15 protein-coding genes are annotated in these 14,420 nt (G+C 72.4%); 11 read left to right on the forward strand and 4 right to left on the reverse strand.

All coding sequences use genetic code 11. The features are described 5' to 3' along the window. Nucleotides 1–62 precede the first annotated feature (62 nt). Nucleotides 63–365, forward strand: a complete 303-nt coding sequence (locus ABT147_RS27300; protein ID WP_351410749.1) for a hypothetical protein — start codon at nt 63–65, stop codon at nt 363–365. Between the two features lie 34 nt (nt 366–399). Here ABT147_RS27300 and ABT147_RS27305 read toward each other — a convergent pair whose 3' ends face one another. Next, nucleotides 400–1,377 (reverse strand): formylglycine-generating enzyme family protein, encoded by a 978-nt coding sequence (locus tag ABT147_RS27305; RefSeq protein ID WP_351410751.1) that lies wholly within the window; start codon nt 1,375–1,377, stop codon nt 400–402. A 124-nt stretch (nt 1,378–1,501) separates the two neighbouring features. On the opposite strand from ABT147_RS27305, the gene ABT147_RS27310 reads away from it, so the two are divergent. The 7 genes from ABT147_RS27310 (at nt 1,502) to ABT147_RS27340 (ending at nt 7,891) form a co-directional block, all read left to right on the forward strand. After that, nucleotides 1,502–2,764, forward strand: a complete 1,263-nt coding sequence (locus tag ABT147_RS27310; protein WP_351410753.1) for an NAD(P)/FAD-dependent oxidoreductase — start codon at nt 1,502–1,504, stop codon at nt 2,762–2,764. Next, the gene (locus ABT147_RS27315; RefSeq protein ID WP_351410756.1) at nt 2,761–3,060 is read left to right on the forward strand and encodes a (2Fe-2S)-binding protein; all 300 of its coding nucleotides are present in this window, start codon (nt 2,761–2,763) and stop codon (nt 3,058–3,060) included. Before ABT147_RS27310 ends, ABT147_RS27315 begins: the two co-directional genes overlap by 4 nt. After that, on the forward strand, nt 3,050–4,486 hold the full coding sequence (locus ABT147_RS27320; protein WP_351410758.1) for an FAD-dependent oxidoreductase: 1,437 nt from the start codon (nt 3,050–3,052) through the stop codon (nt 4,484–4,486). Before ABT147_RS27315 ends, ABT147_RS27320 begins: the two co-directional genes overlap by 11 nt. A 101-nt stretch (nt 4,487–4,587) precedes the next feature. Next, complete coding sequence (locus ABT147_RS27325; RefSeq protein WP_351410760.1) at nt 4,588–5,484, forward strand: dihydrodipicolinate synthase family protein; 897 nt, start codon at nt 4,588–4,590, stop codon at nt 5,482–5,484. Between the two features lie 24 nt (nt 5,485–5,508). Further along, nucleotides 5,509–6,510: a proline racemase family protein gene (locus tag ABT147_RS27330; RefSeq protein WP_351410763.1), complete on the forward strand. Its 1,002-nt coding sequence runs from the start codon at nt 5,509–5,511 to the stop codon at nt 6,508–6,510. A 49-nt stretch (nt 6,511–6,559) separates the two neighbouring features. Continuing rightward, nucleotides 6,560–7,243: a GntR family transcriptional regulator gene (locus ABT147_RS27335; protein ID WP_351410765.1), complete on the forward strand. Its 684-nt coding sequence runs from the start codon at nt 6,560–6,562 to the stop codon at nt 7,241–7,243. A gap of 120 nt (nt 7,244–7,363) precedes the next feature. Beyond that, nucleotides 7,364–7,891 carry an NUDIX hydrolase family protein gene (locus ABT147_RS27340; RefSeq protein ID WP_005484552.1) on the forward strand — a complete coding sequence of 176 codons (528 nt, stop codon included), beginning with the start codon at nt 7,364–7,366 and terminating at the stop codon, nt 7,889–7,891. Between the two features lie 77 nt (nt 7,892–7,968). On the opposite strand, the gene ABT147_RS27345 is transcribed toward ABT147_RS27340, so the two are convergent. The 3 genes from ABT147_RS27345 to ABT147_RS27355 all read right to left on the reverse strand — a co-directional run bounded on the left by ABT147_RS27345 (nt 7,969) and on the right by ABT147_RS27355 (nt 11,616). Then, nucleotides 7,969–9,429, reverse strand: a complete 1,461-nt coding sequence (locus ABT147_RS27345; protein ID WP_351410767.1) for a tetratricopeptide repeat protein — start codon at nt 9,427–9,429, stop codon at nt 7,969–7,971. Nucleotides 9,430–9,733: 304 nt separating this feature from the next. Continuing rightward, nucleotides 9,734–10,723, reverse strand: a complete 990-nt coding sequence (locus tag ABT147_RS27350; RefSeq protein WP_351410897.1) for an NAD(P)-dependent alcohol dehydrogenase — start codon at nt 10,721–10,723, stop codon at nt 9,734–9,736. 191 nt (nt 10,724–10,914) lie between these two features. Further along, nucleotides 10,915–11,616, reverse strand: coding sequence for a TetR/AcrR family transcriptional regulator C-terminal domain-containing protein (locus tag ABT147_RS27355; protein ID WP_351410900.1), 702 nt, complete (start codon nt 11,614–11,616; stop codon nt 10,915–10,917). 238 nt (nt 11,617–11,854) lie between these two features. On the opposite strand from ABT147_RS27355, the gene ABT147_RS27360 reads away from it, so the two are divergent. The 3 genes from ABT147_RS27360 to ABT147_RS27370 all read left to right on the forward strand — a co-directional run bounded on the left by ABT147_RS27360 (nt 11,855) and on the right by ABT147_RS27370 (nt 14,248). After that, nucleotides 11,855–12,493 (forward strand): RNA polymerase sigma factor, encoded by a 639-nt coding sequence (locus tag ABT147_RS27360; protein WP_351410769.1) that lies wholly within the window; start codon nt 11,855–11,857, stop codon nt 12,491–12,493. Beyond that, complete coding sequence (locus ABT147_RS27365) at nt 12,490–13,140, forward strand: hypothetical protein (RefSeq protein WP_351410771.1); 651 nt, start codon at nt 12,490–12,492, stop codon at nt 13,138–13,140. Before ABT147_RS27360 ends, ABT147_RS27365 begins: the two co-directional genes overlap by 4 nt. A gap of 238 nt (nt 13,141–13,378) precedes the next feature. Further along, a complete protein-coding gene (locus tag ABT147_RS27370; RefSeq protein WP_351410773.1) occupies nt 13,379–14,248 on the forward strand; it encodes a sterol desaturase family protein in 870 nt (289 codons plus the stop codon). Nucleotides 14,249–14,420 lie beyond the last annotated feature (172 nt).

Here is a 14,420-nt window from a genome sequence, read left to right on the forward strand (position 1 = left end):
ACTTCCGAGTTCCGACGGCTCAAACTGCGACACCGGTGAACGCCCAGGGAAAGGACCGGCTCTTGAAAGCCTCTGCGAAAGCCTCGGAGATCTCCCCGACCGAGCGGATCCGCACCCTCGCGGACATCCTCTCCGGCAGGCTCACCACGAGCGACGCCGCGCGCCGCCACGGTCTCCCGGTGCGGGTCGTCCAGCGGTGGCTGCGGGAGATCCCGGTGGCCGCGCCGGCGGACCGGGCGGCCCGCGAGTCCCAGCCGGCCCGGGCCGCCGCCGACGACGACCCGGCACCGTCGCGGGCGGACCGGCACCCGTTGCCCCGCTGCCGGGTGGTCGTCGACGAGATGGTGCAGGGGCTCGGGCTCTGACCAGGGCGGGCCCCGGGTGGCAAGGGCCCCGGGTTCAGGCCGCCGCCGCGACCCGGAACCCGATGTTCCCGGCGGCGCTGTCGGGCGTGTTGGAGGAGCGGGCGGCCACCCGGTAGCGGTTGCAGTACGAGGCGTGGCACAGGTGGGAGCCGCCGCGCATCACCCGGGCCGGGCCGTCGGGCGGCCCCGTCGGGTCCGTGCGCGGGCCGGTGCGGTGGAAGTCCGGGCTGAAGCGGTCGGCGCACCACTCCCACACATTGCCGACGGTGTTGTACAGCCCGAAGCCGTTGGGTTCGAAGGCGTCGGCCGGGGCCGTGGAACGGTACCCGTCGGCGGCGGTGTTGTCGGCCGGGAAGGTGCCGCGCCAGATGTTGCAGGCGTGACGGCCACCGGGGGCGAGTTCGTCACCCCACGGGTAGCGCTTCCGCTCCAGGCCGCCACGGGCCGCGTACTCCCACTCGGCCTCGGTGGGCAGCCGGGTGCCCGACCAGGCGCAGTAGGCCTGCGCGTCGTTCCAGGAGACGTGCACCACCGGGTGGTCGGGGATCGCGTCGACGGAGGAACCGGGCCCCTCCGGCTGCCGCCAGGTGGCACCCCTGACGCCGCGCCACCACGGGGTGCCGGGGACACGCGGGGAGACGGCACGCAGGGCGGCGGGGAGGAAGCCCTCGAAGACGAAGGAGAAGTCGAAGCGTTCGGACTCGGTCACATGTCCGGTCGCGGCCACGAACGCCGCGAACTGCGCGTTGGTGACGGTCGTCGCGGCGATACGGAACGGACTCAGCCCGACCTCACGGACCGGGCCCTCGCCGTCCGCCGGGTAACCGGCCTCGTCCTCGGCGCCCATCAGGAACGCCCCGCCGGGCAGCGACAGCAACCGCTCGCGCCCCTGCCCCACCACCGGGGACCCGGCATCGCCCGGGGCCCCGTCCGGCGGCCCGGCGAGGGGCCCGGCCGGCGACAGAGCCACCGGCTCGCGGCCGGGAGCGCAGCAGGGCTTGTCGTGTGACATCGCACTGTCCTCAGGAAGAGCGGCGGTATAGGGAGCGGAGCATGAAGAGTAGCCCGCGGCCCGCACCGGCCGGGCCCCCGTTCGGGGTATTCCACGGCACAGCGCCATGTGACATAGTACTGAGGTGACCGAGCGACTGACCTGCGACGTCGTGGTTGTCGGAGCGGGAATGGTGGGCGCGGCCTGCGCCCTGTACGCAGCCCGGGCGGGTCTGGGCGTTGTCGTGGTGGACCGTGGTCCGGTGGCCGGCGGCACGACCGGCGCCGGTGAGGGCAACCTCCTGGTCTCCGACAAGGAGCCCGGCCCCGAGCTCGAACTCGCCCTGCTGTCCAACCACTTGTGGGCGGAGCTGGCCGCCGAGCCGGGCCTGGGGAAGGCGTTCGAGTACGAGGCGAAGGGCGGCCTCGTCGTCGCCTCCGCCCCGGAAGGGCTCGCCGCGCTGGAGCGGTTCGCGGCCGGGCAACGCGCCGCCGGAGTCGAGGCGGTGACCGTCACCGCACCCCAACTCCCCGATCTGGAACCGCACTTGGCGCCCGGCCTCGCGGGCGGCGTGCACTACCCGCAGGACGCCCAGGTCATGCCCACCCTGGCCGCCGCCCATCTCGTACGGGCCTCCGGCGCCCGCCTGCTCACCGGCCGGACCGTGACCGAGGTGCTGCGCTCACCGGACGGCGCCGTACGCGGCGTACGGACCGACCGGGGCGACATCCACACCCCGGCGGTCGTGAACGCCGCCGGCACCTGGGGCGGCGAACTGGCCGCGCTCGCCGGCGTCACCCTCCCCGTCCTCCCCCGGCGCGGCTTCGTCCTCGTCACCGAACCGCTGCCGCCGATGGTCCGGCACAAGGTGTACGCCGCCGACTACGTGGCCGATGTGGCGAGCGACTCGGCGGCGCTCCAGACCTCCCCGGTCGTCGAGGGCACGGCCGCCGGGCCCGTACTGATCGGGGCGAGCCGCGAACGGGTCGGCTTCGACCGGTCGTTCTCGCTGCCCGTCGTACGGGCGCTGGCGGCGGGCGCGACCCGGCTGTTCCCCTTCCTGGAGCGGGTGCGCGCGATGCGGACGTACGTCGGCTTCCGGCCGTACATGCCGGACCACCTGCCCGCGATCGGGCCCGACCCCCGCGTCCCGGGCCTGTTCCACGCCTGCGGCCACGAGGGTGCCGGCATCGGACTCGCCACCGGCACCGGGCAGTTGATCGCCCAGGTGCTCGGCGGGGGGACACCCGATCTGGACCTCACGCCGTTCCGCCCTGACCGGTTCGACGAGCACGAACACGCGCACGAACACAAGGACGAACACGAGCACGCGCACGAGCGACAGCACGGGCATGGGCACAGGTACGGACACGGGCATGGGCATGGGCATGAGGGGGACGTGGCATGAACCCGCTGGAGCTGGCGCGGGCCGAACCGGGGCCCGCGTTCACCGTCACTCTCGACGGCCGTGACATCGACGCGCTGCCCGGCCAGACGGTCGCCGCCGCGCTCTGGGCCGCCGGGGTCACGTCCTGGCGCGGCACCCGGGGCGAGGGCCGGCCACGCGGGATCTTCTGCGGTATCGGCGTGTGCTTCGACTGCCTGGTCACCGTCAACGACCGCCCCAATCAACGGGCTTGCCTGGTCCCGGTCCGACCGGGCGACGCCATCCGCACCCAGGAGGGGACGGGCCATGAGCACTGACGCCACCGCCGCCGGGCCACCCCGTCTGACGATCGTCGGCGCCGGCCCCGCGGGGCTCGCCGCGGCCCTGGCGGCGGCCGGACAGGGCGTACGGGTCACGGTGGTCGACTCGGCGGAGGCACCCGGCGGCCAGTTCTACCGGCAGCCCGCCGCCGGGCTCGGCGCACGGCGCCCCCAGGCCCTGCACCACCAGTGGCGCACCTGGCGGCGGCTGCGCGACGGCCTGGAGCGGCAGGCCGCCGCCGGGCGCGTCACCCATCTCTCGGACCACCATGTGTGGTGCGTGGAGCGCCATCCCGGGGACGGCCCCCATCGCTTCACCGTCCACGCCCTGCTCGGCCCAGAGCAGGAGGCCCCCGTCGAGGTGCGCGCGGACGCCGTCCTGCTGGCGACCGGTGGCTACGAGAAGGTGCTGCCGTTCCCCGGCTGGACCCTGCCGGGCGTGGTCACGGCCGGGGGCGCGCAGGCCATGCTGAAGGGCGGGCTCGTGGTGTCCGGCCGTACGGCGGTCGTCGCCGGGACCGGTCCGCTGCTGCTGCCGGTGGCGACCGGGCTGGCGGCGGCGGGCGTCACGGTGGCCGCGCTGGTGGAGTCGGCGGACCCGAAGGCCCTGGCGCGGCGGGCCGGAGCGCTGGCGGGCCGGGCGGACAAGGTCGCCGAAGGGGCCGGGTACGCGGTGGAGTTGCTGCGCCGCCGGGTGCGGACCCTCGTCCGCCATACCGTCGTCGAGGCGCACGGCGGCGACCGGCTGGAGGCCGTGACCGTCGCCGCGCTCGACAGCGAGGGACGCGTCCGGCCCGGCACCGGGCGGCGTATCCCCTGCGACACGCTCGCCGTCGGCCACGGCATGCTTCCGCACACCGACCTCGCCGAGGCGCTCGGCTGCCGTGTCGAGTCCGACGGAACGCGCGTGTGGGTCGACGACGAGCAGCGCACCGATGTGCCGGGGGTCTGGGCGGCGGGCGAGACCACCGGGATCGGCGGCGCGGCCCTCTCCCTGGCCGAGGGGCACATCGCGGGGCGGTCGGCCGCCGCCCGGCTCCTGGGGCGCGTACCCGACCCGGATGAGTGGGCGGGGGCCGCCAAGTCCCGGGAGAAATCGCGGGAGTTCTTCGCCGTGCTCGACGCCGTGTACGTTCCGCCGGCGCACTGGACCGAGCAGGTCACCGACGACACGGTCGTCTGCCGGTGCGAGGAGGTCACCGCCGGGCAAGTCCGTGAGGCCGTCGGGGAGTTGGGCGCCGGGGACGTCCGGACGGTGAAGCTGCTCACCCGTGCCGGGATGGGCTGGTGCCAGGGCCGGATGTGCGGGCCGGCCGTCGCGGGGCTCGCCGGATGCGCGGAGAGCGTGGCCCGGCGGCCGTTCGCCCGGCCGGTACCGCTGGGTGTGCTGGCCCGGGCGGGAGAGACCGAGGACGACGAATGACGGCCATCAGGCCCCCTTCACCGACCGACCACCGCAGGATCGCGACCCTTCACCGTCTCACCGTCAGTGATATGTCACACCCCATGGAGAGGGCACTCACTATGACCGGCACCCCGAACCACCCCTGGCGCGGCGTCCTCGTCGCCACCGCGCTCCCCCTGCGCGACGACCTGTCCGTCGACCACGACAAGTACGCCGAGCACTGTGCCTGGCTGGTCGAGAACGGCTGTGACGGTGTCGTGCCGAACGGCTCGCTCGGCGAGTACCAGGTGCTGACGCCCGAGGAGCGGGCCAAGGTCGTCGAGACGGCCGTCGCCGCGATCGGCGGCTCGCGGGTGATGCCGGGGGTCGCCGCGTACGGGTCCGCCGAGTCCCGGCGCTGGGCCGAGCAGGCGCGGGACGCGGGCTGCGCGTCGGTGATGCTGCTGCCGCCGAACGCGTACCGCGCCGACGAGCGGTCGGTGCTCGCGCACTACGCGGAGGTCGCGAAGGCGGGCGTCCCGGTCGTGGCGTACAACAACCCGATCGACACCAAGGTCGACCTCGTCCCCGAACTGCTCGCCAAGCTGCACGGCGAGGGGTACATCCGGGCCGTGAAGGAGTTCTCCGGCGATGTCCGCCGGGCGTACCAGCTCGCCGAACTCGCCCCGGAACTGGACCTGTTGATCGGCGCGGACGACGTGCTGCTGGAGCTGGCGCTGGCGGGCGCCAAAGGCTGGGTGGCCGGCTACCCGAACGCGCTGCCCGCCGCGACCGTCGAGCTGTACCACGCGGCGGTGGACGGCGACCTCGCGACGGCGAAGGCGCTCTACGCACAGCTGCACCCGCTGCTGCGCTGGGACTCGAAGGTCGAGTTCGTGCAGGCCATCAAGTTGTCGATGGACATCGTGGGCCGGCACGGGGGCCGCTGCCGTCCGCCCCGGGTGGAGCTGCTGCCGGAGCAGGAGGCCGTGATCCGTTCCGCCACCGAGAAGGCCGTGGCCGCGGGACTCGCGTAACTCAGGCCGGAGGGAGAGCAGTTCATGCGCAGCAAACTCGTCCTGCACGCCGTCGACTCGCACACCGAGGGCATGCCCACCCGGGTGATCACCGGCGGGATCGGCACGATCCCCGGCGCGACCATGAACGAACGCCGGCTGTGGTTCCGTGAACACCGCGACGACGTCAAGCAGTTGCTGATGAACGAGCCGCGCGGGCACGCGGCGATGAGCGGCGCGATCCTGCAGCCGCCGACCCGCCCCGACTGCGACTACGGCGTCGTCTACATCGAGGTCTCCGGGTATCTGCCCATGTGCGGCCACGGCACGATCGGCGTCGCGACCGTGCTCGTCGAGACCGGCATGGTCGAGGTCGTCGAGCCGGTCACCACCATCCGTCTCGACACCCCGGCGGGCCTCGTCGTGGCCGAGGTGGCGGTGGAGGACGGCGCGGCCAAGGCGGTCACCCTGCGGAACGTGCCGTCGTTCTCCGTCGCCCTCGACCGTAAAATCGCACTCGCCGACGGGCGGACGGTGACATACGACCTCGCGTACGGCGGCAACTTCTACGCCATCCTGCCGCTGGAGCAGTTCGGGCTGCCCTTCGACCGTGACCGCAAGGACGACATCCTGCGGGCGGGCCTCGCCCTCATGGACGCCGTCAACGCGGAGGAGGAGCCCGTCCATCCGGAGGACCCGTCGATCCACGGCCTCCACCACGTCCATCTGTACGCCCCGGGCGCCACCGCGCGGCACTCCCGCCACGCGATGGCCATCCACCCCGGCTGGTTCGACCGCTCCCCCTGCGGCACGGGCACCAGCGCGCGCATGGCGCAACTGCACGCGCGGGGTGAGCTCCCCCTGCACACCGAGTTCGTGAACGAGTCCTTCATCGGCACCCACTTCACCGGCAGGCTGCTCGGCGAGACCGAGGTGGCCGGTGTGCCCGCCGTGCTGCCAAGCTTCACCGGCCGCGCCTGGATCACGGGCACGGCGCAGTATCTGCTCGACCCGACCGACCCGTTCCCGTCCGGATTCGTTCTCTAGTCTCCCGTCCGGCTGTTCCCGTCCGGACTCGTTCTCCAGGAGAGACCCGATGGCCCCGTCAGCCCCTGCCGCCGGCCCCGCCCTGCCGGTGCTCGGCGGCAAGAAGAGCAGCTACCGCGAGCGGGTCGCCGACGCGCTGCGGGCCGCGCTGATCGCCGGTGAGCTGCGGCCGGGCGAGGTGTACTCCGCGCCCGCGCTCGCCGCCCGCTTCGGTGTCTCGGCGACGCCGGTGCGCGAGGCCATGCTGGATCTGGCCAAGGAGGGCCTGGTCGACACGGTGCCCAACAAGGGGTTCCGGGTCACCGCCGTCACCGAGAAGCAGCTCGACGAGTACACCCATGTCCGCTCGCTCATCGAGATCCCGACCACCGTCGGCCTGGCGCGGACCGCCGACCCGGTCTCCCTGGAGGCGCTGCGGCCCGCCGCCCGGGAGATCGTCGCCGCCGCGGCCGCCGGGGACCTCATCGCGTACGTCGAGGCCGACACCCGCTTCCATCTCGGTCTGCTCGCCCTCGCGGGCAACGCGCATCTGGTCGAGGTGGTCGGTGACCTGCGCAAACGCGCCCGCCTCTACGGTCTGACCGCGCTCGTCGAGTCGGGCCGGCTGCTGTCCTCGGCGCAGGAGCACCTGGAACTCCTGGACGTCCTCCTCTCCCGCGACGAGGACGCCGTACGCTCGGTGATGACCCGCCACCTCGGTCATGTGCGCGGAATGTGGGCCGCGCACGACTGAGGCATGACCGATCGTCGACGCCGCGCATGCGAGGGAGGCGGCTGGGGCATCTCTGACAGGTGTGATCGGAGCGACGCGCGCTCCGGCTGACGTTGAAAGTATGATCAGCCAATGTCTGACATGACCGAAACCACGCCCGGCTGGCTGCCGTCCGACGAGCTCGAATCGGCGCGCGCCCGGATGCCGATCCTGTACGTCGAGGCCGTGCCCGTGCGCGTCGACGACAGCGGCGAAGTCACCAGCATCGGGCTGCTGCTGCGCATCGGCCCGGACGGGACGGTCAGCCGCAATCTGGTCTCCGGCCGCGTGATGCATCACGAGCGGGTGCGGGACGCGCTCCTGCGGCACCTGGAGAAGGACCTCGGGCCGGTGGCGCTGCCCCGCGTCCCGTCCGCCCTGCAGCCCTTCACCGTCGCCGAGTACTTCCCGACGCAGGGCATCACCCCGTTCCACGACCCGCGTCAGCACGCGGTGTCCCTCGCCTACATCGTCCCGGTGTCCGGCGACTGCCGTCCCCGGCAGGACGCGCTCGACCTGGTGTGGTTCAGCCCCCAGGAAGCGGCGTCGGCCTCCGTCCAGAACGAGATGCCGGGCGGCCAGGGAGTCCTGCTGAAGCAGGCCCTGGCCCACGTCGGCTGTCTGTCCTAGCCGAGAGGACCGCTGTCCGTCCTGGCCGGCGGGTCGGTTGTCGGTCCTGGCCGGGAACAGGCAGTACAGGACGGGACTCAGGGCCTGCGTTCGAGATGTACGGCGTGCGGGTTCCCGAGCAGCCTCGCCGCGGCCGGTGCCGCCAGTTCGGTCGCCGTGTCGCGGGCGACGGCGGCGCGGCCCGCTTCGCCGAGGGCGTCGGCGAGACGGGCCTCGCCGAGCCAGTTGTACGGGCTGTGGGGGCTCAGACCGGTGCGTTCGCCGAGCAGGAGCCGGGCCAGGTCGTCCCGGCGGGCGCGGAGGGCCGCCTCCAGCAGGGTCCGCTGGATCGCGTCGCGCTGGGCGTGGCTGCCGCCGAAGGTGTTCAGCCGACGGCGGATGGGCCACAGCAGTTCGACGACCGCCTCGTAGTCCTCGCGGACGTACGCCGCCAGTGCCTGGCACACGGGCAGGCCGATGGAGCCGGTCATCGCCCGGTTGGTGATCCGGCCCCCGCCGTCCCTCACCTCCCGCAGCCAGCGCTCCCGGTCGGCGACGAACGCGTCCGCCACATCCAGCCGCCCCGCGCCCGCGAAGGCCATGACGGCGTGCACGTCGTTGAAGGCGTAGAACGGCGGGTCCTCGCGGGCGGCCCACGCGTCGGCCAGTGCCTGCCAACGGGCGTCCTGGTCCGAGCCGTCCAGGAGGAACCGCCACAACAGCGAGGCGGCGTCGAGGAGTTCCATGACGAACCCGGACGAGTCCTTGTGGTGCAGTACGGCGTCGTAGACCCGCAGGGCCGTCGCGGTGTCGCCCGCCTCCAGCGCGTACAGGGCGTAGTGCCACCAGCTGTGCACCGTCAGCAGACTGCCGCTCGCCCAGTCGTCGAGGCGCGCGTCGAGGAAGTCGATGCCCTCGGCGAACCGCCCCTGCATCTCGTGCACATGGACGACCGCGTGGATGGCCCAGATGTCCCCGGGGTTCCGCTCGACGGCGGCCCGGGCGACCTCCTGGGCCCGGCCGTAGTGCCCCGACTCCTCCAGGCCGAACGCGTACATGCCCATGAGCGGACCGCGATGGGGGTCGTCCGCGTCCCACGCGGGCAGGGCCCCGCCGATCCGGTCGCGCAGCCGCGTCGCGTCCCCGGTGAAGAAGTCGAGCTGATGGCCGACCGCCAGGGCGAGCGGATCGCGCGGGCACTCAACGACCAGCTCCTCCAGGACCTGCCCGGCCCGCTCCAGATCACCCCCGAGCCAGGCCTCCGCCGCCGCCATGTGCATACGCTCCCGGCGGGGCAGCGCCCCGACGTCCAGCCCGGCGCGGAAGTCCGCGAACCGGCGGCCCGCCTCGGCGGCGTCCCGCGACTCGGTCCCGAGCACGCCCAGATAGGCCGAGAACGCCTGCGCCAACGGCGAGGCGGGACACGCGGCCACCGCGTCCGCGACGGCGGTCGGGAACTCGGGCCGGAAGAACAACAGCCCCTCCACGGCCCGGTCCAGATGCTCCGCCCCTTCGGCGGTGCACTCGTACAGGCGGTTGCCGTACCGGTCGGTCACCATGGCAGTTCATCTCCGGCGCGTGTCGGGTGTCGTCGGCCCGCGGTCGTCGACCCGTGACGGCACGGATCACCCCGCGCCCCCATCAAACCGACCGACACTCCGCCGAGTCCACCGCGCACCCCCGACACACCCCGGATCACCACCGTGCGCCGCGAGACGAACCACCCGGATCGCCCGGAACAACGCCGGCACCGACTCCCCCTGTCCGGCCCGGTCCGCTCCGCTCCGGTCCGGTCCGGTCCGGTCCGGTCCGGTCCGCTCCTTCGTCCGGATCACCACGGCGGGCTACGCCTGATCCACCGCCTCACGGCACGACGACCACGGCCTTGCCGCGGGCATGGCCGCGCTCAAGATGGCGTACGCCCTCGGCGGTGTCGGCCAGTTGGTAGGTCCGGTCGACAACCGGGGTGACGTCGCCGGACTCGATCAGCGCGGTGACGGCGAGCAGGTCCTCGTGGGTCGGACCGGCCGGGGGCGAGGGAAGGATCGGGCGGAGCCGCTGCCGGGCGAACGCGTCGACCGCGCTCATCCGCAGCATGGAACCGATCACCCCGACCACATGACCGGGCGAGCCACCGCCGTTGGCCACCAGGGTCCCTGTCGGGGTGAGCGCCCGGCGCAGCAGGCCCAGCGGGCGGTTGCCCACGTTGTCCAGGATGACGTCGTAGCGCGTGCGCCGGTCGGTGAAATCCTCCCGGCCGTAGTCGACGACGTGCGCGGCGCCCAGTGAGCGCACCAGATCGACGTTGCGGGCGCTGCACACCCCGGTCACCTCCGCGCCCAGGGCCACGGCGATCTGTACTGCGAACGTGCCCACGCCGCCGCCCGCCCCGTTGACCAGCACACGCTGCCCCGCCCGCACCCGCCCGACCGTCCGGATGCCGCGCAGCGCGGTCACCGCCGCCACCGGTACGGCCGCGGCCTGCTCGAACGTCAGACTCGTAGGCCTGGGTACGAGCAGATCAGCGGTGGTGCGCGCGAACTCGGCGAAGGAGCCCCGGCAGAAGCCCATGACCTCGTCCCCCGGCCGGAGCCCTCGTACGTCGGCGCCGACCGCCTCCACCTGCCCGGCGGCGTCGATCCCGGCCACCCGCGACTTCGGCCGGGTCAGCCCCACGCCTCCCATCAACCGCGCCACGTACGGGTCGCCGCGCAGCATGTGCCAGTCGTACGGGTTGAGCGCGGCGGCACGCACCCGTACCAGCACCTGATCGGCGCCGATGCCGGGCCGGTCGATGTCCGCCAGACGCAGGACGTCCGGCGGTCCGAACCTCTCCTGAACGATCGCCTTCATCTTCATGGTGGTCTCCCCCATCGCCCGCGGGCGTCGCGGTGTACGGCGTACACCTCTCTCATCGCAAGGTAGGTGTACGCCGTACACCCGTCAAGGGGCGAAGGGGGCAGGGGTGGAGAGAAGGGGGCGCTTTCGGCGGGTCAGACTTTGCTCAGGCCTTGCTGGGCCTCGTTGGGCCTGCTGGGCCTCGCTCAGGCCTTGGTCAGGAGCCGGTCGAGGCCGTCCAGGGTCAGGTCCAGGGCGAACTCGAACTCGAACTGATCGTCGCAGCCCGAGCCGACGACGGAATCCCGGTCGTGCGCGACCGCCATGGCGAGCGCGGTGATGTGGGGGTAGCGCGCCGCCATCTCCTCGGGCGGCAGCGCGTCCGGATCCGGCTCGCGGTCGGAGGTGTCCTCGAACAACTCCTGGGAGAAGCCCAGCAGACGGCTGCCCATGACATGCATCGCGTGATGGGTGAGGTCGAGCGAGAAACCCCCGGCGCGGAAGATTCCGATCATCGAGTCCAGGTACTCCATGACCGCCGGTGTCGGGGTGGTCCTCGCCTTGATCCGCGACTCGATGACCTCGGGCGCCCACGGGTGACGCAGCAGCATGCGGCGGGCCGACAGGACCCGTCGGCGGATGGTGGTCTTCCAGTCGGTGTCGATGGCCGGCGGGTCGATCTCGCCGACGAGGACGTCGATCATGCCGTCCAGCAACTCGTTCTTGTTGGCCACGTGCTTGTACAGGGCCATGGGCACGACACCGAGCGACTGCGCGATCCTGCGCATGCTCAGCGCGTCGACCCCGCCTTCGTCGGCCAGGGTGACGGCGGCACCCAGAACCCGCCGCTTGCTCAGGGGTGTACGGGGCTGCGCGGCGGAGCCGGCCTGCGCACTTGTCTCCACGATCCCCTCTCGCACCCTTCCCGTGTCCGTTCCCGTGTCCGTTCCTGTATCCGCTCCCGCACCCGTCCCACCCCCTGGCGTACGGGGCTGCGCGGCGGAGCCGACCACGCTTCGCCCGACGAAGGTACAACGTCCACCCCGCGTGCCTCCCGCGCGCAACCGCCACGGCAGGAGGCCACCGACGCCCCGATATGGTGCAGGTCACATGGAACCGGTGGGTGACGTCTCGGCAGAGCCAGGCATGGAGCCACTATTCCGGACCCGCGTCCGAGCAGGCGACGAGGACTCCTTCAGGGTGCTCTTCCGTGAGCACGGACGGGCGGTCTACAACCACTGCTTCCGTCTGACGGGCGACTGGTCGGTCGCCGAGGACTGTGTGTCGCTGGTGTTCCTCGAAGCCTGGCGGCTGCGGGAGAGGGTCGAGCCGCACGGCGGAAGCCTGCTGCCGTGGCTGCTGGGGATCGCCACGAACGTCGTGCACCACCGCAGACGTACGGCCCGTCGCCACCGGGCCCTGATGGAACGTATGCCCCCGCCCGACCTGCTGCCGGACTTCGCCGACGAGGTGGTCGGCCGGCTGGAGGACCAGGAGCGGATAGCGGCGGTACGCAAGGCGCTGGACCAGTTGTCGCGGCCGGACCGTGAGGTGCTGGCGCTGAGCGTGTGGGCCGGGCTGAACTACGCCGCGACGGCGGAGGCGTTGGGGATTCCGGTGGGCACCGTCCGCTCCCGGCTGTCCCGGGCACGCGTCCGGCTGGAGAAGTTGGCGCGGAAAAATCTTGACCGGCATACGGAACCCACGCCCACGAGACGGCAGCAGACAGGTGACCGCCACGAGGCGGTCCGGCCGAGCGAAGGAAACGGAAGGGGACCGCGGTGAGCCGGGAACGGAGTCGGGACAGCGACGTGGAGGAACTGCGCCGGCTGCTGGCCGTACCGGCCGAGCGGGACCTCCCCGTCGGCCGACGGATCCAGCGTGAGGAACACCTGATGCGCGGTTGGCGGACGATGAAGGCGGAACACACCGGCGGGAGCGGGCTCCGCACCCGGAAGCGGTTCGCGTGGGGGCTCGCGGCGGCGGCGATCGCGGCGGGCGTGACCGTGGCGATGCCCGACGGGCCGACGACGACCCCCGCCTACGCGGTGGAGAAGAACGCGGACGGCACCCTGACCGTCTCCGTCCGCGATCTCGACTGGCATGGCGACCCTGAGCAGTTCGAGCGGCTCGCGAAGAAGATCCGGGCCGCCGGCTTCACCGCGATCGTCGACAAGGTGCCCCCGGGCAAGCGGTGCGCGCTCGACCGGGGGAAGCCGCTGAAGCAGCGGAACGTCGGCGACGGCAAGTGGAGTTACCGGTACGTCATGACCCACGCGGACGCGTTCCTGGTCGAGGAGAACCTGCCCGGTGCCGCTCCGAAGGGGTCCGACTGGGAGTCGCCCCGGAGTTTCCGATACGCGTTCATCAAGGGCCGGTTCAAGCCGTGCGACCCCGTGGACACGCAATCCCCGCCGAACCTGCCGCGGTGATGGTGCTGCCGTGACGCGGCGGCGGCACGGTGGTAGGGCGGTCGCCTGAGCCGCCGAGCGCGGGCGGGTGCGCCGCTTTCGCAGCGGCGCACCCGCGCCGGAGCACAACTCATTAATCGGATGAATTCACCCCCTTCTGATCCTTTCCGAGAACCCCTCGCATCGCGTTGCGGACACCCTTAGTATCTGAACGAACACTGTCGGTGACTTTTCGGGCGGCGGGTCGCAGGGGGGCGTCATGCGCGGACAGTTTCGAACCGTGCTGCGTCATGTCGCGTACCCGGCCCTGCTGTTCACCCTGGCGGCCACCGTGATCGCGGCCCTGCATCTGCGCTGGGATCCCGGCCGGGTCAGCCAGCTCTTCCTGGTCGGGACCATCGCCGCCATGGCACTGCTCGAATGGTTGATCCCGTACGAACCGGAATGGGCACCGAGTGCGCGTGAATGGGGCCTGTACGGCGTCTACTTCGTCCTGACGATGATCGGCGGGGCCCTGGCCCAACTGCCGGTCATGGCCGTCGTCCGCTGGGCGGCTCCGCCGCACCCGGCCCTGCCGCTCTCGGTGGAGATTCCGCTGGCGCTGCTGCTCGGCTCACTGGCCAACTACCTGTTCCACCGCTGGTGCCACACCGACCCCCGGCTCTGGCGGCTGCACGGCGTGCACCATGTGCCCGACAAAGTGAACGTCGGCAACAACGGGGTCAACCACCTGCTGGACATCGTGCTCACCCAGGCCGCTGTCCAGTGCACGCTGGCGCTGGCCGGGTTCTCGGCCGAGGCGGTCTTCGTGATCGGCCTGTTCGTGGTGGCCCAGGGGTACTTCGTGCACGCCAACATCGACGTCCGGATCGGCGTGCTCAACCACGTCCTCGCCGGGCCCGAGCAGCACCGGCTGCATCACAGCGTCGACCTGTCCGAAGCCGGTCACTACGGCTCCGACCTCTCGGTCTGGGACCACGCGTTCGGCACGTTCACCTGGCGGCCCGGCCGACGGCCGGTCGCGGTGGGCCTGGCGAACCCGGCCGGCTTCCCCCGGACCGGCGAAGTGGTCGCAAGCCACCTCCAGGCCTGGCGCCGGGCCGCACGCGCCGACGACTTCCCCTGCTGATCTCCTCCCGCTGCTGATCTCCTCCCGCTCATCGTCATCGTCATCGTCCGACTGTCCGCGCTCGACCCAGATCTGCGGTCCGCCTCTTCGGCTGCCCCGGCTTCCGGCCCGCACGGATCCGGGGGCGCGGCCACCGTCCCCATGCCCGTGCGGCTCTCGCGCACCCGAGCCG

It is taken from the genome of Streptomyces sp. NPDC001868, from assembly GCF_040297125.1.
Lineage (GTDB): Bacteria > Actinomycetota > Actinomycetes > Streptomycetales > Streptomycetaceae > Streptomyces.